This window comes from Pseudoalteromonas holothuriae, from assembly GCF_945859825.1.
Lineage (GTDB): Bacteria > Pseudomonadota > Gammaproteobacteria > Enterobacterales > Alteromonadaceae > Pseudoalteromonas > Pseudoalteromonas holothuriae.
Genome location: NZ_CAMAPC010000025.1, coordinates 24088 through 45877, shown reverse-complemented (window position 1 = coordinate 45877; position 21790 = coordinate 24088). Strand labels below are relative to the sequence as shown.

16 protein-coding genes are annotated in these 21790 nt (G+C 41.2%); 13 read left to right on the top strand and 3 right to left on the bottom strand.

Annotated features, from left to right (window positions below; translation table 11 throughout):
* The first annotated feature begins 342 nt into the window (after nucleotides 1-342).
* The 12 genes from OCI93_RS19605 (at nucleotide 343) to OCI93_RS19550 (ending at nucleotide 17073) form a co-directional block, all read left to right on the top strand.
* Nucleotides 343-3621, top strand: a complete 3279-nt coding sequence (locus OCI93_RS19605; protein ID WP_261627107.1) for a M4 family metallopeptidase — start codon at nucleotides 343-345, stop codon at nucleotides 3619-3621.
* Nucleotides 3622-3724: 103 nt separating this feature from the next.
* Nucleotides 3725-5710, top strand: a complete 1986-nt coding sequence (locus tag OCI93_RS19600; protein WP_261627106.1) for a Hint domain-containing protein — start codon at nucleotides 3725-3727, stop codon at nucleotides 5708-5710.
* Between the two features lie 38 nt (nucleotides 5711-5748).
* On the top strand, nucleotides 5749-6978 hold the full coding sequence (locus tag OCI93_RS19595; RefSeq protein WP_261595178.1) for a hypothetical protein: 1230 nt from the start codon (nucleotides 5749-5751) through the stop codon (nucleotides 6976-6978).
* Between the two features lie 10 nt (nucleotides 6979-6988).
* The gene (locus OCI93_RS19590) at nucleotides 6989-7834 is read left to right on the top strand and encodes a GEVED domain-containing protein (protein ID WP_261595177.1); all 846 of its coding nucleotides are present in this window, start codon (nucleotides 6989-6991) and stop codon (nucleotides 7832-7834) included.
* 10 nt (nucleotides 7835-7844) lie between these two features.
* Nucleotides 7845-9326: an internalin gene (locus tag OCI93_RS19585; protein ID WP_261595176.1), complete on the top strand. Its 1482-nt coding sequence runs from the start codon at nucleotides 7845-7847 to the stop codon at nucleotides 9324-9326.
* Nucleotides 9327-9390: 64 nt separating this feature from the next.
* Complete coding sequence (locus OCI93_RS19580; protein ID WP_261595175.1) at nucleotides 9391-10446, top strand: hypothetical protein; 1056 nt, start codon at nucleotides 9391-9393, stop codon at nucleotides 10444-10446.
* Between the two features lie 584 nt (nucleotides 10447-11030).
* Nucleotides 11031-12578: a 2-isopropylmalate synthase gene (leuA, locus tag OCI93_RS19575; RefSeq protein WP_261595174.1), complete on the top strand. Its 1548-nt coding sequence runs from the start codon at nucleotides 11031-11033 to the stop codon at nucleotides 12576-12578.
* Entirely contained in the window at nucleotides 12575-13651 is a 1077-nt protein-coding gene (leuB, locus tag OCI93_RS19570) for a 3-isopropylmalate dehydrogenase (protein ID WP_261627105.1), read from the top strand. The genes leuA and leuB overlap by 4 nt, the downstream gene beginning before the upstream one ends.
* A gap of 54 nt (nucleotides 13652-13705) precedes the next feature.
* Entirely contained in the window at nucleotides 13706-15106 is a 1401-nt protein-coding gene (gene leuC, locus OCI93_RS19565; protein WP_261595172.1) for a 3-isopropylmalate dehydratase large subunit, read from the top strand.
* Entirely contained in the window at nucleotides 15106-15705 is a 600-nt protein-coding gene (gene leuD, locus OCI93_RS19560; protein ID WP_261627103.1) for a 3-isopropylmalate dehydratase small subunit, read from the top strand. The genes leuC and leuD overlap by 1 nt, the downstream gene beginning before the upstream one ends.
* A gap of 106 nt (nucleotides 15706-15811) precedes the next feature.
* Entirely contained in the window at nucleotides 15812-16405 is a 594-nt protein-coding gene (locus tag OCI93_RS19555) for a hypothetical protein (RefSeq protein WP_261595170.1), read from the top strand.
* 251 nt (nucleotides 16406-16656) lie between these two features.
* Nucleotides 16657-17073, top strand: coding sequence for a globin family protein (locus tag OCI93_RS19550; RefSeq protein ID WP_261595169.1), 417 nt, complete (start codon nucleotides 16657-16659; stop codon nucleotides 17071-17073).
* Nucleotides 17074-17130: 57 nt separating this feature from the next.
* On the opposite strand, the gene OCI93_RS19545 is transcribed toward OCI93_RS19550, so the two are convergent.
* Complete coding sequence (locus OCI93_RS19545; RefSeq protein WP_410007652.1) at nucleotides 17131-17448, bottom strand: hypothetical protein; 318 nt, start codon at nucleotides 17446-17448, stop codon at nucleotides 17131-17133.
* Between the two features lie 119 nt (nucleotides 17449-17567).
* On the opposite strand from OCI93_RS19545, the gene OCI93_RS19540 reads away from it, so the two are divergent.
* Nucleotides 17568-18023 carry a tellurite resistance TerB family protein gene (locus OCI93_RS19540; protein WP_261627100.1) on the top strand — a complete coding sequence of 152 codons (456 nt, stop codon included), beginning with the start codon at nucleotides 17568-17570 and terminating at the stop codon, nucleotides 18021-18023.
* 113 nt (nucleotides 18024-18136) lie between these two features.
* Here the strand turns inward: OCI93_RS19540 and hemN are convergent, their stop codons facing one another.
* Together hemN and OCI93_RS19530 are read right to left on the bottom strand one after the other, a co-directional pair.
* Nucleotides 18137-19507: an oxygen-independent coproporphyrinogen III oxidase gene (gene hemN, locus OCI93_RS19535; RefSeq protein WP_261595166.1), complete on the bottom strand. Its 1371-nt coding sequence runs from the start codon at nucleotides 19505-19507 to the stop codon at nucleotides 18137-18139.
* 119 nt (nucleotides 19508-19626) lie between these two features.
* Nucleotides 19627-21657, bottom strand: a complete 2031-nt coding sequence (locus tag OCI93_RS19530; RefSeq protein ID WP_261595165.1) for a methyl-accepting chemotaxis protein — start codon at nucleotides 21655-21657, stop codon at nucleotides 19627-19629.
* Between the last annotated feature and the right edge of the window lie 133 nt (nucleotides 21658-21790).

The window sequence follows — 21790 nt, the reverse complement described above, 5'->3', positions numbered from 1 at the left end:
TCATTGAACCACCTCAGTAATATTGCATTTTAGCAACTAAATTGCTGTAAAGGTGGTCAATAACTCCTTCTTTCCCAGATATATAATCAACCATTTTTACTGCCTTTGTACCTTATTTTACTTTTAAATGTTAATGAATATTTTATTCTCACAAAGAACCCTCCTTTGTAAATAAAAATATTTATAACCATAGTTATTTTAAATCAAGATCTTATAGTTGTTGAAAGTTATATTCACTCTTTTTTGTTATTTAATTGTTAATTTTGATGCATTACTCTAGTTAATAATTAGCCACCTTTAGATCAACAAGGTGTTCTGAAGCGAATTCAACAAGGAGTTGAAATGAACAAGTATTCACTTTTCATTGCCTGTGGGTTACTTGGTATGACTGGAGGAGGTCAAGCCATTGAGATGCACTCTTTAATTAACCAACCTCATGTTTGGTCAACTATTGAGCAGTCTATTGCCCCAAGAAGATACGAAGCCACGATACAGTCACAGATAAGCTCTACAGTTGATTTGCATGAGGGGCAGTTAAAGTATCGACTTATAAAATCATCAGGTAAGCATCAAGAGTATCAACACTATCAAACATTTGTAGGTCAATGGCCGATACTCGGTGCACGCTTTGTATTGATAAAGAGTGAGTATGGTCATGTACAACAAGGCTTGGGTAAAGCGGTCACTGTAGATCAAGCTGTACGATATATAACACCAAAAAGATTCTCATATGCAGATGATAAGCTATTAGCAGATATTGAAGCAAAGTTACAAATCGCGCCAAAAAATGTGCAACTACAACGAGCCTATGAAGTTATCAATAATCAGCTAACCCCTGTTATTGTGCTCAGGGGCATAATAAATGCTCACATGTATCGATACGTACTAGATGCGAAAACGCTACAAGTACTGAGCAGAGCCCAAGACTTAGACAGATTAAATCAAGGCTTAGTTGCTGGTGGTGGTATTGGTGGAAATGAAAAATTAGGTGCGATTTGTTATTCACCACAGCCGCAAAGTATGAGTAATTGCTTAAATTATCAATTTGATGCAAGCAGTCCTAAAGGCCAAGAACTATTATTACAAGTGCAAGATGGTGCGATATTTCAAGCATTTTCAGGCTACCCATTTGTAGTTAGTCGAAACAACGATACCTGTACTTTAGAAAACCCTTATGTAAAAACCATTGATTACATGGGTGATAAGACGGTAGCGGCAAGCTATCAATGCGGCGCTAATAATGAACATTTTGATAAGCAGCGTATTGACGATCAATACTATGACTACTATAGCTATTTAGCGGTAAACGAGGCGCATTTTAATGCAGGCCTTGTGATGCAATTTTATCATACTCTACTCAAACAAATGTATCCTAATCAGTCTACAAATTGTGACCCGAATGGGTTTTGTTTAAAGCAGTTGCAACAAAATGTGGGTAATAATACCTTCGGTAATACACAAGCAAATTGGGATGATACTTACGTTAATTACGGTACTGGTAATTACGGTGGAACACATTACTTTCATACCACCTTAGATGTTGTAGCTCATGAAGCAAGCCATGCTATAACACATTGGAACAGTCAACTAGGCTCAGCAGATCAAGATGGTGCGATTAACGAGGCGTTTTCTGATATCGCCAGTGTGGCAGTGCTGGATTACCTACAATCACATATTGGTGGGGACTATAGCCAATCAGCCGCCTATTTAGATCAAATCAGTGACAGTGTGCACAATCACCAGAAAAACCGCAAATGGTGGTATGGCTGGGATGTGATGTATGAAGATAAAGGCGCTCGTTTTTTTGAGATGCCATCTTGGGATGGCCGTAGTATCGATCACTTCAAAGATTATCAAACTGGATTATCTACCTACCACATTGGAGGCGTACTAAGAAAAGCCTTTTATGAATTAGTCAAAACCCATGGCTGGTCAATTGAAAATGCTTTCAAGCTATTTTTGCGTGCTAATGTAGAGTGCTTTTTCCCAGGGGCCAGTATTGAAGATGCAGGACAGTGTTTGCTATCTCAAGCGCAAAACTTTACCGAGTTAGGGAGTGAGCAGCAGCTAAAATCTAACATTGACGAAACGTTACACTCGGTCGGTATTAGTGCGCGAAGTTCAGAGTTATCCACGCTCGATTTTGAGGGGGAAATCAACTATGACACACTTCACTATCGACTTGCCACAGTGCCCGCTGATGATATTGCAAAGCTGGATATTGACTGGGGAGATGGCACTATCGAGCGCTGGCAACAAGGTGACAGCGCCAGTGTTTTTGATTACTTAGCACGCTCACGACAAGTTGAAGTTGATGATTTAATTCGCTTTAAACTTATTGTCACGCTGAAAAATGGTCAGCAGAAAGTGGGCTATCGTCACTTTTATAGTCGCGCAGTTGATGCCGCATGCGAGCCTTACTTTAACCAAGGCCAAGTGCATACCAGCGATGTGTCAATCAACGCAGAGGCATTGGCTTTGACTAACGCGCGTTATCAAAGCTTAGTGTCAAATGCACTCGTACTGAATAGGCATAATGAACATAGTTTAATACTACCAGCATCTTTGAGTGATAAAAAAGCAACGGTGCTGGTTGACAGCAACCGTAATGGTTTGTTCTCGGCAGATGAGATGGTCTTAAACAATCAACTAATTGGCAGTGGCACACTCAAATTTACACTACCCGACACGGTCTCTGCGGGAATAACTATGTTGCGTGTTGCGATTGGTAGTGAATATAACTTTTATGACACATGTGGGCATACAAAGCAGGCTCAGGTGGTTGACCTAAAAGCGGATGTTGAAGTGCCAGAGCTTCCTATTAAAGCTGGTTTTGACTATCAAATCCTTGCTGATAATCGCGTAGAATTTATCAATACCTCTGAAGTTAATGCATTACGTCAGCCAAGCTTTCAATGGCAATTTGGTTTTGATGGACGTACAAGTGCGCAACGTCACCCTGGTATTATTGATTATCCGCAAACAGCAGGCAATTACACGATTACCCTCACTGTCAGTTATCAAGATGGCAGTGATGATATAGATACGATAAGTCGTAATATTACTCTATCAGAGCCTAAGCAGTGTGTGGTAGGGATCAGTAACCCAAATAATGCAGATACGTTTTACATAGACCAAGTCAAAATGTGGACATCTATCAATAACCGGCGCGCGGTAACTGGGGCACAAGGTACTAGTAGCAGTGGTTATGCTTCATTCGATACAGGTTTTAGCTTTATTCGCTCACAAGAACTAACGGTAGATATTGTCAGTAATGAAATCAATGAATCAACCGCAGAACGGTTACTTAACAACCGTCAAAATGAATTGCGTTTTACGATTTGGTTAGATAAAGACCAAGATAAGAAGTTTGAGTCGGGCGAAGAAAACTTCAGTGATATGAACAGTAACTATACCAAAGATTGTTATGGTAATGGTCGCTGCCGTATCAAAGCTAGTCAGTCGTTATTTCTGCCATATGTTAGATGGTGGGAAGACAATGACTACGTCATACGTGCTCGTTTAGAAGAGCAACCTCAAGCAGGTAAAGGTCAAGATGGCTGTAATAATTTCCACTATGGCGAAGTATCTGACCTGAAGTTCAACGTAACCACCTGGTAATAATAAATTCTTTTTGCAGTAAGGGTCCTTGCATTATTCGATGCAAGGCCCCTGAGCCTGTGCTCAAAAAAGCCATTTAAGGTCAATTATAACAAAGGGAATCATGATGAAATTACTCAGTTTATCAGTCGCTCTGGCATTGGGCGCGGCTGCTTCATTTGCGCAAGCCTCACAAGGAGATGATGTAAATTTAGCAGCAAAGAGATCGGTGCTCGATATCAAACAAGGTTTTACGCAATCAGATTTAACCAGCAAAACAAACGTGCATGCACTTAAGCAGCGCTTAAATAAATATGGGCTTAACAAGCAAAATAGGCCCCATTTATTTAGCGTGATTGACAAGCAATACGAACGTGCGTTTGCTACACCAAAAGCAACCATTGCAAGCATGAACAGTAGTAATGAGTGTGGTGCGCATAATGCAAGTTTGTGTTCTTTCTTTAAACATATGGGTGTTGAAGTGGCAACTTTGCCGGGTACCAATGAAGATTACTTGGTGGTCTCGGCGCTCAATAGTGAAAAAGCCCCTACCAACTATACGTTTATTGATATCACCTTAGTGAATGAAAAAGGTCAGTCGATTACGCTGCCCCGTTATGCGGAGTTTTTTGGTGATGGTGATGAGAAGAAGCGAAAGTCAATTTATTCATCCGCACGTTTGAGTGATGCCGTCGCTAAATTACAAAGTGCTGAGCGTATATACGCAGATGCTTGGGTAACCATCGTCTATACAGACGCAGCTGGTAACGAAGTTGTTGAAGATAGAAATTCGAAAGTTGAGTATTCAAAAGAAACCTTGCTTGGTGAGTTAGGGTTACTCCCTGTTGAGACACAAGAAGTTGGCGTGTCAGTCATTGAGCAAGATGTAGGTATAATGAGGACTGATTTTGGTTCTACATTGTCTCATCCAAAAGATTTACGCTCTAAAGCCGAAGCCCAATTAGATAATAAAATTATTATTTGTTTAAACCGAAATTACGGTGATTGCGATTATGAAAATATTTATCCTCATGGCACGCCCAATGACCAGCTGAAGTTAAAGATCCCATTTGTGGGTGAATACATTTTGATGGGTAAAGTGACTCGCATTTATCGTCCAGATTGGAGTGTTGTAGATGTCGTTGATAATGGTGACGGTAGTACGACGCTTACCGCAGGTCCACAAGTGCAAAAACCAGACGTGATTGATTTTGGTTCTAACATCTTTATCCAAACCAAAGAAGGGGGTGGAGCTACTTCTATTTCAGGCGATCAGTACAGTGACATTCAAAACTTTTTTGCAGATAGCATTAACGTCGAGTACATCCCATTTGGCCGTCGTACTAAGACTAAATTGTCTTGGAACATTCCTCGTAATCAAGGCGTATTTGGCGATGCATCACTTTATGGACGTTATCAAGATGCCAATTGGATTATGAATATTGCAGTAGATAATGAGCCTCGACCAGGTCAAACCCCTCGTGCAGAAACGGTTGTGATTGGCTCTGCAGGCTTGGGCTCATGGGAAGATATTGATTATCCACAAATGCAAATTGTGTATAGCTGTTTGGCTGAGGGAAGCTTAATTACTCTACCTAATGGTACTCAAATGCCCATTGAGAAACTATCAGTGGGTGATCAAGTGTTGGGTGCAAGTCAATACACGCCTGCTAACCATTTAGCACTGGACATCACAGATATTTCCGTTGGTGTAGAAGCAATTCCAATGGTGGAGCTGAAAACCAAATCAGGTAAAAAATTATTACTGACCGAATCTCATCCTGTGATTATGCAATCTGGTCATTCTATTTGGGCGAATGAAGTTCAGTTAGGAGACCGTATTCATACCCAAGATGGTGTTGAGTTTGTTAGCAAAATCACACAAGTGAAGTTCAAAGACAAAGTGTATAACTTACGTCTGGCTCGCAGCACAAATGACCCTAAATATTTAGAGGGAGAAACATTTAGTATGTTTGCTAATGGCCTTCAAGTTGGCGATCTTACCATGCAAAGCAACAATGAATTTAAAGATGACGTAGAGACTGAGCAGGATGTACTGATTCGTTTGCCAGAGCCTTGGCACAAAGACTACCTCAACAGTATTAAGTAACAGGAATGGCCCGTAAGGGCCATCTCACGGAGTGAATTATGAATAAACTGATACATATAAACTTGTTAGCGGCAGCATTGTGTTCAACTGCAGTATTGGCATTGAGTGAGACTGAAGAGCAATTTCAAGCGCAGCCCAATAATATAGATGCCGTGCCATTGGGAACGGCTTATCACAGCAAGGGTAAAAATTACTTAGGTCTGCAATCAGTTAAGGGTGTACAAGCTGAGCATTTGGGCAATAGTAAAATAGACTTTCGAGTGGGTGTTGACTTGGGGTATGAGCAAGCATTGAAACTCATTGACGGCAAAGTTGATGCAGGTTTTAAGTTCCCCGCAGTTCGTGTTGACGCTGGTGCTAATTATGCCAAAGACATTAGTGCAGATAAGTACACAGGTACTTACACCGTCTACTCATCAATGAAGCCGAAATCTCGGATGTTGATGCCAAGTAGCAAAATGGGCTATATGCCAACACAAGCCGCGCTTGATTTAGCCCAAGCACAGCCGGGTAATCGAGAGAATAACTTGGGGGATGGTTTTGTACATGGCTTTGCCTATGGTTCTAATGTGGTGATCAATATGAAAATTGATTATCGCAATGAAGAAGACAAGCGCGCAATTGGTGGCTACTTAAGTGTCGATTGGATAGGTAAAGTTAAAGTTGATGGGCAGCTGCAAAAGCTCGATGATACGAAGCAACAATCGGTTAAAATTACTATTAGTGGCTATCAAAGTGGTGGCGATCCAAATCGTTTATTAAACATAATACCTAACGGTATTATGCGCTGTACTTTGCTTAATCCAGAGCCTTGTTTTGAGCTATTTGAATCAGCCATTAATTATTTGAAAAATGATTATATTAATCAGTTTGATTCACTAGATGATTATAACGTAACCGATGCTTACATTGCTAATTACCAAGACTCAGGCCCTGCGTTACAAGCACTTGTTCCAGCACAAGGCTACGAAGGTGCAAACTACCTAACCAAGCTAGTCGTCAAAGAGTTAACAAGGCGCTGGATTGATGAGCGCTTGACTTATCGTCGTGCGAAAAACCTACAGCGCTATTACGCATCGCAATTTACTAATGAGCAGTTGACACAGCTAAGTAATATTGAATCGGCAAGTCGTAATAACGCCAATTTATTTGCCGATATGGTGGATTATTGTGAGCAAAATCCAGAAGGCAATTACTGTATTGATTATGAAGCCGCAAACCTAGTTTATTATGTAGATTACAGCGGCTATAGCGATGTTTTGAAGTAAGGAAACGAACATGATGAAACGTTTATTAATCGCCACATCAGTGATGTGTGCAACAACGCAAGTGTATGCCAATACCGCACTTGAACAAGAAGCTAGCTATAACGAAGTGGGTGAATTTTTAACTGTTGAGCAGGCCCAAGGTCGCTTTGCTTGGTTAGAAAAGTGCTATGACGGGCTATTAGTAGAGATTTGGGAGCAATCACACGATACCACGCAGATAGTCAGCAAAGAAGAGAAGCTGAATCAACTAAGAGCACTTTGGTTGTCACCAGAAAAAGTGGCGCAAGGGCACGTTAACTACCTGACATTTGCGAATAGTGATTTTAGCAACCCATATGAATGGCGGGCAGGTAATAGCGCTAGTGATGCGTGTAATACGATGCCACCAGAGTATGTGCCAGTTGCGTTGCAAACGACATTACTGAAAAACCAATATTGCGATAATCAAAGCTATGACAATGAATGGGAGTGGATTGAAAAAGTGACCGTTGAAGCGTTTAGCCATGAATCGCTAAGCCATGGCTATAGCGCCATAACAGGTAAAGTGGTCACGTTGCCCGCAGGAAGGATGGTGAAAATGTCGGTGACGCCAGGCAATAAAGAACCACAATACCCTTCATATGTCGCAATGCGAGTATGGATTGATTGGGATCAAGATGGCGCAATGAGCGAGTCTGAAATGGTGTATAAGTCTGCTTCTGATGGCATTTTTCAGTTTACTTTTGAAGTGCCTACTGAAGTACCCGATGGCGTCACATTAATGCGTATAGCCAGTGATGCTGGTGGTGGGTCTGACAACGTATGTAAGCGTATTCAGTATGGTGAGGTGGAAGACTACCTGGTGACAATTCGTTAAGGATAAAGCAATGAAACCAATTTACTCAACGATGCTATTGATGGGACTTTGCACAGGTACAGCAATGGCTAAGCAAGGCGAAATAATAGCACAAGAAACTATCAATTCGGGATCGTCTATTTCGGGCTTAATCAATGATCATATTGCCATTGGCACAGCGTATGACAGTCAAACAAAGCGTTTTCTAAACGTACAGCCTGTCTTGGGTCGTATTGATGAGACTTATGGCAACAGCGAGGTCACTTTCAAAACCGGCATTGACATGAATTATGACGATTTACTTAGCACGTTAAACGGCAGTGTTGATTTAGATGTCAACTTTCCTGTGGTACGTGTGTCTGCGGGTGCGTCATTAGCAAAGGAAATGGCGTCAAGTACTTACTCAAGCTCTTATACTTTCAGTGCTCGAAGTACGCCTAAAAAGCGTTTGTATCTGCCTCAAGATAGCAATGTTGGTTATACCTTATCACAAGCCGGTGAGGAGATAGCTAATAAACATCAAGCTAGATTGCAACAGTTAGCCGGAGATGAATTTGTATCGGCTATCGAATATGGTGCCAATATTATGGTGAACCTGAAAATAGATTACGGTAGCAATAAAGATAAGTCTGAAATTGGTGGCTATCTTGATGTGGATCTCTACGGAGGGGTATTTAATGTGGGTGGACAGCTTAAGTACCTACAAGACGATACTAAGTCCTCAGTTAAAATAACTGTGCGTGCTATTCAAAATGGCGGTGACCCAAAGCAGTTATTAAGTATTATTCCAAATAATATTATCTCTTGTTCGCTGGATAATCCAAAGCCTTGTTTTGATATGTTTTATGAAGCAGTGCAATACGCTAAAACAGGGTTTGGCTCGCAGTTAAACTCGTTGAGTGACTATAACGTAGTGCGTTATTACACTACGCGTTATGACAGTGCATCATTGGCGTTACGCCCGCTGGTTGCTGATTATCAAACTATTCGCAATGCCACAAAGTGGTTGATCAGTGAGTTGGAAGATGACTTTAAACAAGCTGTATTGGATGAGCAGCGAGCTTCTAAATTATTGACTAGTTACTATGCGTATTTGCCACAAGTACAACGTAGCGCGGTTGAATCAATACAAAGCCTAGCTTACGACAATGCTTGGTTTTTATTTAATGCGGCGCAGTTCTGTCGTGATAATCCATTTGGCACTGCGTGTGAGGACGAAGTACAGAAAATGAAAGATGATTGTGCACGTCGTGGCAAGATTTGCCCTGCTAGTTACGATATAACGCAATTACAGCTACCACAATCCGATCGCCTAGACTGGAAGCAATGCGAACTCGCTCGTCAAGAAGCGGTGCGCGCTGGTGTGGTGAGTGAGCAAGATAGTGTTAAGTATCGCAATATGCGTTGGGCACCTACTTTTATAAATATCAATGCACCTGCAATCGGTGTTTTAAATTGGCGTTTATGTGAAGGGGCATTAAGCACCTATGATAATGCATTTAACGCAGGCTAACTGACTGAGCATAACTAAGTCACAAGTCATAATGTGGCTTAGTTATTTAGCTAAAGGAGCAATCATGAGATTAGTAGCAGCAGGGTTAATGCTTTTATTAGCGTTTAATGTGTGTGCAAAGCGTTATTATAGTGAACAGTTCAGTGAACAAGATTTAGGAAAAGCATTTAACACTCAGCTTTATCAAGCTCAGACACAATGTTTAGCTGGTGATGTTAAATATCATACAGAAAGTGCCGGGCAATTAGACTATTTGCAACATTTAAACGAAACGCAAATAAGGCGTCGAACATTCGGGGAAATACACGGTGGCATCAACTTGTTTATTGTTGCTGGCAGTGTTTCAACGTCTATTACACATAAAAACGCGACAGATAACTTAAGTTTAACCTCACAACTGCACCTAAAATTGTCGCAAGGCCACAGTACGTTAGAAAACCGTCAAATAGTTAATGAGGGGACGCAATGTGGCGATAATTTTATTTACCAAGTGAACTTTGGCCGAGACTTGTTTATCAACACGCGTTTGCACTTTCGATCAGAGGCAGATTACAAAAAATTTATCACAAAAATTAAAATTCGCTTGTTGTTTTTCACCAAAACTAAAACCAAAATCAAAGAAATTGAAAAGCTTGCCCAAAATGCAGTGTTAACCATTGATGCAAATTCCAATGGCACGTTACCACCCAAACTGCAGCAGCTACTTGATAGCAATCCACAACACTGTCGGGGCAGTAATATATCCCCTTGCTTAAACACTTTACAAGCGCTGGCTGACTATACGTTTGGAGGAGAGTTAAGCAATGAGCTGAGTACGTTACCGAAGTTGCCGCGCAGTATAGTTACCAAATCGTATGAAGAATCAGGGCATTTTGATGTAAATGTAGATGAAAATATAATGAATGTTGAGCAGTATGAGCAGGTATGGCGAGATATAGATCAACGTTTCGGGCAGGCCTTACGGCGTTATCAACGAGCAGATGCATTCTTACAAGTTGCAACTGAACAGGAGCAAGCAAATGCAGAAGCTGAACTTGACGTGGCCCATGTGAAACTGTCCCAGTTAGAAGACCTAAGAGCAACCTGTTTTGTACAACCTTGGCTAGGGCAATGCCATTAATAGCATGTCCTTATCTTTATAAGAGACGACACTTTATTTGAGTAAGTTACATTCGGGTATTTTTTCTACGTTATCAAATTACTTACATAGAATAACTATGCGTCGCAGGTTCTGCCTTGCCAAAACACACAGCAAAGATCAACATGTCCTAGTTATTTAGTACAGACGACTTGAATTGAAAATAAAGTGGTGGTTAACCATTAACCAAATGGGTAGGCGAGTTTAAAAAAGTAATTCTAATCGTATATTTTATGTATATCTGTATGGTCATTCTTGTGGTGCTGTATTTTTGCATTTTTATGCCTTTATTTTTGTTTTTTGTGGATTGGTTTTTTGGTTTTTTGTTTTTTTAAATCGTTTTTTAGAGATGTTATGCTTGATTTTGTTTTGTTTCCCATGTTAAAACATAACTAATCCATCAACAGGACGAAATTGCTCCATGAAAAATATTACGCGTTTGTCACTACTGCTTAACCTCTTACTGATTAATTGTGTCAGTGGGGTGTAGTGCGCGTAAACAGAGCAACTACTTTCAACCCCGCACATTGCGGGGTTTTTTATTTTTTGGGGATGAGGAATAAGTTATGCAGGATAAAGTATGGATTTTTGATACAACATTACGTGATGGTGAGCAAGCGTTAAAAGCCAGCCTAACGGAAGACGATAAAGTACAGTTAGCACATGCCATTAGCCGTTTGAATGTTGATGTGATGGAGGTTGGTTTTCCAGTATCCAGTCCTGCAGATTTTAGAGCTGTGCAGCGAATTGCTAACGAGGTACGCAACCCGGTTATTTGTGGTTTAGCACGCTCAGTTAGTAAAGATATTGAAGCATGTGGCGAGGCACTTAAAGGTGCACAGCGAAGTCGTATTCATACCTTTATCGCAACTAGCCCGCTGCATTTAGAACATAAATTGCGTATGAGCTTAGATGATGCCACTGCAATGGCTGTTAAGTCGATTAAACTAGCGCGTAATTATACTGATGATGTTGAATTTTCTTGTGAAGATGCAGGGCGCACGCCACACAGTGACTTGTGTCGCATTGTTGAGTCAGCTATTAACGCCGGGGCATCAACCATTAATTTGCCCGACACTGTTGGTTATGTAACACCAGATGAATATGCAGCGATGATCCATCATTTGATGAATAACGTGCCTAACATTGATAAAGCCCGCTTGAGTGTACATTGCCATAACGATTTGGGTTTAGCGGTCGCCAATTCAATTGCGGCGGTACAGGCAGGGGCAAGACAAATTGAGTGTACGGTGAATGGGATTGGTGAACGTGCAGGAAATTGCTCGTTAGAAGAAGTCGCGATGATCATGAAAATGCGCCAAGACCATTTAAATGTGCGCACTGATATTCACAGCGAAGAGATTTATCGTGCTTCTCGTCAGGTGGCAAAAATATGCAATATGGCGGTACAGCCAAACAAAGCGATTGTTGGTGAGAATGCGTTTGCCCATAGCTCTGGTATTCACCAAGATGGAGTATTAAAAGCGCAAAACACCTACGAAATTATGTCTCCAGAAAGTGTTGGGGTGCCAAATAACCAATTGAATATGACGTCACGCTCAGGTCGTCATGTGATAGAGCACCGTTTAACTGAATTAGGTTATCAAAAGTCAGACTATGATATGGACTCGCTATATGAGAGCTTCTTAGCCTTAGCAGATCAAAAAGGCACAGTTTATGACTATGACCTTGAGGCCATGATTTATTTTAATCAAATCAGTGATAAAGATGAGCACTATAAATTGGAGTTTGTAAATTCTACCTCTAACTCGCAATCGGTCGCCAGTTCCACTATTGGTATGACAGCGGGGGAGCACTCAAAACAAGAAGCGGCGACAGGCAATGGCCCTGTAGAAGCGTCGTTTTTAGCTATCGAGCGCATTACTGGCATGGCGGTCGAAGTGCTTGAGTATAACTTAGACGCAACCGGTCAAGGTGCAAGCTCATTGGGTCAGGTAGATATTATAGCGAAATATAATGGCCGACAATACCACGGCGCAGGTCTGGCGGCCGACGTTGTTGAAGCCTCTGTGCGGGCGATGATCCGTGTTTACAATCTTATTGATAGAGCGCAAAAAGTCTCTAGTTTAAAACAACAAAGGAAAGCAGGATGAGCCAAGCAAGTTACCAAGTTGCCGTACTCCCAGGAGATGGCATTGGGCCTGAAGTAATGGCAGCAGCATTAAGTGTTTTAGGTGCCGTTAGCGAGAAGTTTAATTTTACCTTATCGCTTACAAGTCATGCGATTGGTGGTGCAGCCATTGATGAATTTGGTCAAGCGCTCCCTGCTGCAACTCTTGTTGCATGTGAGGCAGCGGATGCTATTTTATTTGGCTCTGTAGGCGGCCCGAAATGGGAGAATTTACCACCCAATGAACAGCCTGAGCGTGCCTCATTATTGCCACTGCGTAAGCATTTTGGGTTATTTTGTAATTTGCGCCCGGCGCAACTGTTACCTGCATTAAGCGCAGCCTCACCACTTCGCGCAGATATTAGTGAGCAAGGCTTTGATATCTTATGTGTTCGCGAGCTCACCGGTGGTATTTATTTTGGTGAAAAGGGCCGTGAAGGCAATGGGTCAGAAGAGTCGGCGTTTGATACTCAGCGTTATTCACGGCATGAGATTGAGCGCATTGCGCGATTTGCTTTTGAAGCGGCTAAATTACGCCGTAATCATGTTACATCAGTAGATAAAGCAAATGTACTCGCATCGAGTGTGTTGTGGCGAGAAGTGGTAACAGAAATAAGCAAAGACTACCCAGAAGTGACACTGGATTATATTTATGTTGATAACGCGGCAATGCAATTGGTTAAGCAACCAAAGCAATTTGATGTGCTGCTATGTGATAACTTGTTTGGCGATATATTATCTGATGAATGTGCGATGATCACAGGCTCCATGGGATTGCTACCATCAGCCAGTTTAAACCAATCAGGTTTTGGTTTATATGAGCCAGCTGGTGGCTCGGCGCCGGATATTGCAGGCAAAGGTATTGCCAACCCTATAGCGCAAATTTTAAGTGCGGCGCTGATGCTACGTTATTCACTCGGTCAAGATGAAGCTGCGCGCAGTATAGAAAAAGCGGTGGCAGAAGCGGTGGCCGCAGGCGTTGGTACCCCTGATATTTTTCCACAGGCAGGCTATACCACACAAGATGTTGCCCAAGCGATAGTGGCAAGAGTTTAACCTATTTATTTGGCAGTCTTCGTCAGGCTGTCAACAAAATTGAGGACGTAGCAAGTGGCACAAACCTTATATGACAAAATTTGGCAATCTCATGTGGTTACCAAGATTAATGAACAAACTGATTTACTTTATATCGACAGACATCTAGTACACGAAGTGACCTCACCGCAGGCATTTTCAGGGTTAAGAGAAAAAAATCGCACCGTGCGCTGCCGAGAAAAAACCTTTGCTACCATGGATCATAATGTCTCGACGAAAAGTCGTTCTTTAGATGCTGCCAGTGAAGTATCAAAAAACCAATTGATGGCATTAGCTAACAACTGTGAAGAGTTTGGTATTGTACTGTATGACTTGAACTCTATTAATCAGGGTATTGTGCATGTAATGGGGCCTGAGCAGGGGATTACTTTACCAGGCACGACAATTGTCTGTGGTGACAGCCATACTTCAACTCATGGTGCATTTGGTGCTTTGGCGCATGGTATTGGCACCTCAGAAGTAGAGCATGTTTTAGCAACGCAAACCTTACAGCAGAAAAAAGCCAAATCGTTAAAAATTCAGATCAATGGTGTATTACGCCCCACAGTTACTGCCAAAGATTTGATCATGGCAGTAATTGGCAAGTTGGGAACGGCAGGTGGCACTGGTTATGTGGCTGAATTTTGTGGTGCTGCCATAGAAGCACTTTCAATGGAAGCACGTATGACTTTATGTAACATGAGCATTGAAATGGGTGCCAAAGCGGGTTTAATTGCGCCGGATGAAACGACTTATACTTATCTAAAAGGTCGCCCATTTGCACCAAAAGGGAGCGATTTTGATGCCGCGGTTGCTTATTGGCAGACATTACGTACAGATGAAGGGGCTGAGTTCGATTATGTGGTTGAGCTCAATGCCAAAGACATTCAACCACAAGTGACTTGGGGCACAAGTCCTGAGCAAGTAATTGGCATTGATGAGCGTGTACCAAACCCTGAACAAGAGCCAAACCTAATTAAAGCAGATGCAATTCGCAGTGCACTGCAGTACATGGGGTTAGAGGCAGGGCAAAAACTTTCTGACGCTAAAGTTGATACTGTATTCATAGGTTCTTGCACTAATAGCCGAATTGAAGACTTACGTGCTGCTGCAGATATCGTTAAAGGTAAGCAGGTGGCCAAAGGGGTAGAAGCTTTAATTGTGCCTGGTTCAGGACTGGTAAAGCGCCAAGCAGAGCAAGAGGGCTTAGCTGAGATATTTAAAACGGCGGGGTTTGAATGGCGTGAACCTGGTTGTTCAATGTGCTTGGCCATGAATGATGACCGTCTAGAGGCAGGTAAGCGATGTGCATCTACTTCAAATCGTAACTTTGAAGGGCGTCAAGGTCGTGGTGGTCGCACTCATTTGGTGAGCCCTGCTATGGCGGCAGCGGCTGCAATTACGGGTCACTTTACTGATATTCGAGGAGAAGTGTAATGAGTTGTTATCATCAAGGCTTATTGGCACCGTTAGATAAAAATAACGTAGATACCGACCAGATAATCCCCAAGCAGTTTTTAACTTCTACTAGCCGTGATGGATTTGATAAAGCGCTGTTTTATGATTGGCGCTACTTAGATGATGGAAAACCAAGTCCTGATTTTGTGCTTAATCGTGAATGCTACCAAGGGGCATCAATTTTACTTACACGAGATAATTTTGGCTGTGGTTCATCGCGCGAGCATGCGCCTTGGGCATTAAAGCAATATGGTTTTAGTGTGATTTTGGCGCAAAGCTTCGCGGATATCTTTTTTAATAACTGCGGCAATAATCAAATGCTGTGTATTGCTTTACCAGCAGATACTCTAGCGCAGTTGTTTAAACTCACCGAACAACATCAAGATATTCAAATGGAAGTTGATTTGGCCAATCAGCAATTGCGTAGTCAATACTTTGATGCCATCAGTTTTGATATACGTTCAGATATTAAAGCAAGGTTGTTAAGTGGTTTGGACTTTATCGGTGAAACTGAGCAGTTAAATGACCATATTAATGCGTATGAGCAGCAGCTAAAATTGCAAAGGCCTTGGCAGTAAATGTTTGTCGAATAAATAGCTTTAACGCATTTGATTGCATCGAGCCAAAGGGAGGATTACCCTTTGGTTTTTTATTTTTAGGTATTGTCTTTTTAGGGATATCATTATGAAGTTATTTGCGCTTAGTGTTTTGGCTGTTACCAGTACTATGGCATTTTCTCGCCCTGCACCATTGGTTTCTATTCCAACACATGATGCATTTTTTAATCAAATAGCAGCGCACTGTGGGAATGCTTATGAAGGTGAGGTAACTGTTGATAATGCATCAGGACCTAGTTCATTTGCCGATAAAAAGTTGATTATGCATGTTCGCCGCTGTGACGAGCGCCAGTTACAAGTACCATTTCATGTTGGAGATGATGCTTCACGTACTTGGATCATAACTAAGACTGGCAGTGGCTTAAGTTTAAAACATGATCATCGCCACAAAGATGGAGCCGATGATATTTCAACTATGTATGGCGGTCATACATTAGATGCCGGTTATGCGAATGTTCAGTCGTTCCCAGCAGATCAATATTCAAAAGAGCTTTTTGTTCGTCAAGGGATCCCGCAGTCGATGGGTAATACTTGGCAAATGTTTATTTATGAAGAGGTGTTTAGCTACCGTATGGTACGTGAAGGGAGAGAGTTTAGGGTCGACTTTGATTTAACGCAGCCTATTAAACCACCCACTGCACCTTGGGGTTATAAAGACTAATTTAGACTCGCATTAATTTGTTTTAGTGGCTACTTTTAATAGGCTACTAATTACCCGTTTTATTAAAACATTGATCACTCTAGCGAGCTAAATGACGCGTTAACTGCATTAAAAATGACTCATGTAGAATAACTGTATGAATCATTTTTTCCTTGTTACTAAGTAATTTATCTATCGCAGTATCTGATCATTTATTTAATGCAATTGGTATAAAACGCCAATCACGTTGGCGTCTTAAATAAGGACAAGTTATGGCGATAACAGAGCGACAAAAGTTATTAGTACAGCGTAGTTTTGCACAAGTAGAGCCAATTTCTGAGCAGGCCGGGGATATTTTTTACACCACATTATTTGAATATGATCCGTCCTTAAAACCATTATTTAAAAACAGTATTAAAAGCCAAGGGCAAAAATTAATGGCCACACTTAAGTTAGCTGTAGCAGGGCTAGATGATTTAGATAAATTGGTACCTGTATTACAAGCTTTAGCGGAACGTCATGTGGGTTATGGAGTTCAAGCAAAAGATTTTACACCAGTAGGGAATGCTTTATTGCATACTTTAGAGGTCGGCTTGGGTGAGCAGTGGAATACCGAATTACGCCAAGCATGGATTGATACAATTCATATTGTTGCTGATGTAATGAAAGCGCATGCGTTTGCTAAATAATGCAATTTTGGGCTGTTGATACGTATTTAACCTGTGTAATTTGATACGATTTTATTTTTAATCAACACATTTCACGTCGACACCTAGATCGCTTTGAAAAGGTCGTGGTGTAGTAGGTAATTTTTCAAAGCGCTGGACCCCTTTTAATAGCGTTAACTGTGGAGCCTGTCCTTGACATAACTTGATACTATGGCGTAATAAAAACACACTTTGTTGCAAAAAATGCTCGTAGTTATCTGATTTTATTTTTAATAAATAATGGTCATTATTATACTTAGTTTGTTCATAATGTACTTTATGGTCAAAGTCATACAGCTTTTCTGACTGGCCTATTATGATAGGCGTTTGTTGGCAAGCTATCAACATTGATGACATGGCTACGATGATTAATTGACTACAGCGTGGTATGTTTGAACTAAAGCTTGTTAGATAAATCATAGCAGAACAATTCTTTTTCTAAGTTTATTTAAGTGTAACATAGTGGAGGTATTTACTTGTTAAACCACCTTAAAAAGTTATTACAAAACAAAAACTCAAAAACAGCTGAGCACGAAGTATTAGATTTTAATACAGCGTTGGCAGCCTTGTTAGTCGAAGTCATGCGTGCCGATGGTAAGCTTTTAGAGAGTGAATTTGATAAAATTCGCGAAATCATGATTGACCGATGCCAACTAACTGTAGAGCAAGTCACACCCTTAATCGATAAAGCACAAAAACAAGTCGAACAGGCTATCGACATGTATGCATTTGTAAAACAAATCAATCAACAAACGTCAGATATAGAGCGAATAGATATCATCGAGCTGCTATGGCATGTTGCTTTTGCTGATGGTGAGTTAGACAGCTATGAGGATCATATTATTCGTAAAATTTCGGGTTTACTCTACGTTGCTCATGCTGACTTTATTAGTGCGAAAATAGCTGCACAAGAAAGTGCGCCAAGTAGATAAGTAACCTAACTGATTTTTAACAGCCCTCAATAGAGGGCTGTTAAAGCAATTGCATTAAATAAATCATTTAACTTGCTAGCACTATCAATGTTTTAATCAAATTGGTATTAACCCTAAATCACTCGTGAAAAACGTGAGGTTTTGAGTTGTTGCTGTAAATAGGCATCAAAACACATACAAATGATACGAATGAACAAGTTACCTTTATGAGTCACTTCAATCTTGTTGGTATTTACTTTTACTAACCCGTCTTCAGCAAGTGGGATTAATGCTGTAAGCGCATCTGCAAAGTGCGTAGTAAAATTGATATTATAATGTGCTTCAAAGGCATTAATATCTAGCTCAAAATGGCAAATAAGCTGTTTGATCACTTCCGCTCTTAATTTGTCTTCACCAGTGAGCTGCATGCCTTTGTTAATGGCAAAGCCTTGCTGATTAACAGCATCATAATAGGCTTTTAAGTCTTTTTCATTTTGTAAAATGGCATTGCCAATTTGTGAGATTGACGATACGCCCAATCCAAGTAAGTCACAATCACCACCAGTGGTGTAGCCTTGAAAATTGCGATGCAATTTTCCTTGATTTTGAGCAACAGCTAACTCATCTTGTTTTTTAGCGAAATGGTCCATACCAATAAATTGATAACCTGCATTTGTCATTTGCTCAAGGGTATTTTTAAACATCGTTAACTTTTGCCACGGGCTTGGCATATCCGCTTCTTTTAGTTTACGTTGCGCTGCAAATTTATCGGGTAAGTGGGCATAGTTAAATACCGAGACTCTATCGGGGCTAAGTGCTATTAACTTCTTAATGCTATGTGCAAAACTTTCTGGTGTTTGGTGAGGAAGGCCGTAAATCATATCAGCGTTGATTGATTTAAAACCCAGTTCACGAGCATGCTCTAATAAAGCAATCACATCATCCATATGCTGCGGGCGATTAACAGCTTCTTGTACTTGATCATTAAAGTCTTGTACGCCAAATGAAACGCGATTAAAACCCATGACTTTTAAATGAGCCAACATGTTATCGGCAAGTGATCTTGGGTCTATTTCAATGCTTCGTTGCGCAGTGGTTGAAAAGACAAAGTGCCGCTCTAACAAGGTAATTAAGCGCGTCATTTGTACAGCAGTTAAAAATGTTGGGGTACCGCCACCTAAGTGAAGTTGCTCAACAGTGTAGTGTTTAAATAAAGGCGCTTGCGCTTTTATTTCTAGTTCAAGGTTATCTAAATAGGTATCTGCTTTGTGTTGGTGTCGAGTTACTATTTTGTTGCAGCCGCAGTAATAGCAAAGCTGATGACAAAAAGGAATATGAACATACAGCGAGAGCGCACGGCTATTTGATGTACTAATGGCTGAGCGTAAGGTAGATGCATTGTAGCCTGACTCTAAAGATAGGGCTGTTGGGTATGAGGTATATCTAGGGCCCGAGACATTGTACTTTTTGATAAGGGAGTCATCCCATGTTGGAAAATTTATCACGCTACGCACTCGCTAAGTTAACTTATTTAGTAAGGCGATAGTGTAAAAGGTTTTGCCTTAGCGAGTATTGATCTGCCGCAAAAAGCGGCGAGCCGCATTACTTGCGGCTCATGTTCTTTTTAGAGTTTGAATTGATTAACAGTACCGTTAAGGGCTTTGGCCAAATTATTTAGGTCGTGCGCTTCGCTTGCCAGTGTTTGCGCATGGTGCGCTGTGCTATTAACTAAGTCATTTATGGTACTGAGACTATTGTTAATATCTTCAGCCACGACGGTTTGTTCTTCCGTTGAGGTAGCAATTTGGTGGCTTTGATCTTGCACAGTTATCACTGAGTCTGCTATTTCCGTGAGCGAGTCTAGTACCCCTTGCGTTTGTTCAACGGTACCTTGTGCTTGGTCTTGCCCTTGACGCATCATAGTGGAGGCTTGCTGCGCAATTTGTTGTAAGCGAGAGATCATATTACGAATATCATCAGTAGACTCTTGTGTACGACTGGCCAAAGAGCGCACTTCATCTGCAACTACTGCAAAGCCTCTACCTTGTTCACCTGCGCGTGCTGCTTCAATTGCCGCATTCAGGGCTAGTAGGTTAGTTTGCTCGGCAATACCATTGATCACATCAATCACTGCACCAATGTTACTGGTTTCTTGCTCAAGGCCTGATACAACTTTGGCAGCCTCACCAATGTGTGTGGATAGCTCTATCATCACCTGTTGTGCCTGATTTGAACGTGTAGCACCATCTTGTGTCATACGTTGAACAGTTTCTGCAGCTTGGTTTGTTTCTTGCGCATTACGTGAGATCTCGGTCACTGTAGCGGCCATTTCGGTCACTGCTGCACTGACGCTATCTACTTGCTGTTTTTCTTGTTGAATTTCATGATTGGTATTTGCCGATACTTCGCTTAATTGAGCTGATGCATTACCTAACTGAGATGCTTGCGTGGCGGTATCTAACATCATGGCACGCAACTTATCGATAAAAGTATTCATATGATGAGCAAGTTGACCTACTTCATCATGGCTTTTAATATCAATACGTTGGGTTAGGTCACCATTGCCAGATGCAATGTCACGCATAATTTGGGTTAATGTAGTAATGGGTTTTGCAATCATATGGGTTGCCCACCAGATCATCGCGATGACAATAGCGAGAATAACAACAACGGAAGAAATGGTGGTCATAACTGCTTGCTGTACAGGTTCTTCAATTAAACTAACCGGAATTAAAATACCCACATGCCAATCAAGAACAGGCGTATCTAAATGCACATTGTTAAATACGACATAGTACTCTTTACCTTTTAAGGTTACTGTAGCAGTGCCTGCTTTGTTATTTTCAATTTGTCGATTTAGTTCAGAAAAACCGTGTGTATTTTCAAAGCGCTGCTCTAGTGCATCTAACCCTTCTTTACCATTGGGACCTTCATCGGTAATGGATAAGTCATGGTTTGTTTGGTTTGATAAGTGAACCACTTTTAAGTCGTTGTCGAGTAAAAAGCCAAAACCTTGACCATGAAAGCGAATCTCCTCGACTAAAGCACTAATACGGTTAATCTGTAAGTCTACGCCACCTATGCCAACAAGCTCCCCACGAAGGTTACGCACGGGTTGTTGAACAACGGCTGATACTGCACCGGTATTTATATCAACAGTAGCAGAGCCAACATATAAGCCGTTGTGACTTAATGCATCTTGCCACCAACTGCGTTTATAGGCGTAGTAAGGGTTGCCATCGGCGAACTTAGAGGTGCGTTCATTTTCTTTGAAATACTCCCCAGTGTTTGCTGAGCCAAAAAAGGCTGACAACACATTTTCATCGTTGCTACTGATGCGGATAAAGTCTTTGTTGATGTTTTCATAACCATCGAGAGTGGATAAGTTAGCTTCTCTAGTATCGTATTGCTCAAAAAATTCAATAATATGTGGACTGGTAATAAACGATTTTACCAATTTACCATACTGAGCAAAGAATGATTCCATCGATAGCTTTTCAGCATAGATATAGCTTTGCGCTTCTCGTTCAATACCTTGTCTTGAGAGCGTTGCGATATGGTTAACAAAGTAGCTAGCCGCGATGATCAGCAGTACAGAAATCGTGCCACCGATGAGTAGAAGAATTTTTTTTCTTAAAGATAAATTTTCAAGCATATTCTGTTCTTTTTTTATCATGCGCAAAAGGTAATCAAACCATATCTGTGCCTACTTTGCTACCATTTACGCTGAGCGTTATTAAAACAAGTATGGCTAATGCTGCATGTTTTGCATTTTTATGGCCCACAAG

Bases quoted from the DNA above. Each gene is read 5' to 3' on its own strand.
- OCI93_RS19605 (WP_261627107.1), top strand. From the start codon at position 343: ATGAACAAGTATTCACTTTTCATTGCCTGTGGGTTACTTGGTATGACT.
- OCI93_RS19600 (WP_261627106.1), top strand. From the start codon at position 3,725: ATGATGAAATTACTCAGTTTATCAGTCGCTCTGGCATTGGGCGCGGCT.
- OCI93_RS19595 (WP_261595178.1), top strand. From the start codon at position 5,749: ATGAATAAACTGATACATATAAACTTGTTAGCGGCAGCATTGTGTTCA.
- OCI93_RS19590 (WP_261595177.1), top strand. From the start codon at position 6,989: ATGATGAAACGTTTATTAATCGCCACATCAGTGATGTGTGCAACAACG.
- OCI93_RS19585 (WP_261595176.1), top strand. From the start codon at position 7,845: ATGAAACCAATTTACTCAACGATGCTATTGATGGGACTTTGCACAGGT.
- OCI93_RS19580 (WP_261595175.1), top strand. From the start codon at position 9,391: ATGAGATTAGTAGCAGCAGGGTTAATGCTTTTATTAGCGTTTAATGTG.
- leuA (WP_261595174.1), top strand. From the start codon at position 11,031: ATGCAGGATAAAGTATGGATTTTTGATACAACATTACGTGATGGTGAG.
- leuB (WP_261627105.1), top strand. From the start codon at position 12,575: ATGAGCCAAGCAAGTTACCAAGTTGCCGTACTCCCAGGAGATGGCATT.
- leuD (WP_261627103.1), top strand. From the start codon at position 15,106: ATGAGTTGTTATCATCAAGGCTTATTGGCACCGTTAGATAAAAATAAC.
- OCI93_RS19555 (WP_261595170.1), top strand. From the start codon at position 15,812: ATGAAGTTATTTGCGCTTAGTGTTTTGGCTGTTACCAGTACTATGGCA.
- OCI93_RS19550 (WP_261595169.1), top strand. From the start codon at position 16,657: ATGGCGATAACAGAGCGACAAAAGTTATTAGTACAGCGTAGTTTTGCA.
- OCI93_RS19545 (WP_410007652.1), bottom strand. From the start codon at position 17,448: ATGTCATCAATGTTGATAGCTTGCCAACAAACGCCTATCATAATAGGC.
- OCI93_RS19530 (WP_261595165.1), bottom strand. From the start codon at position 21,657: ATGCTTGAAAATTTATCTTTAAGAAAAAAAATTCTTCTACTCATCGGT.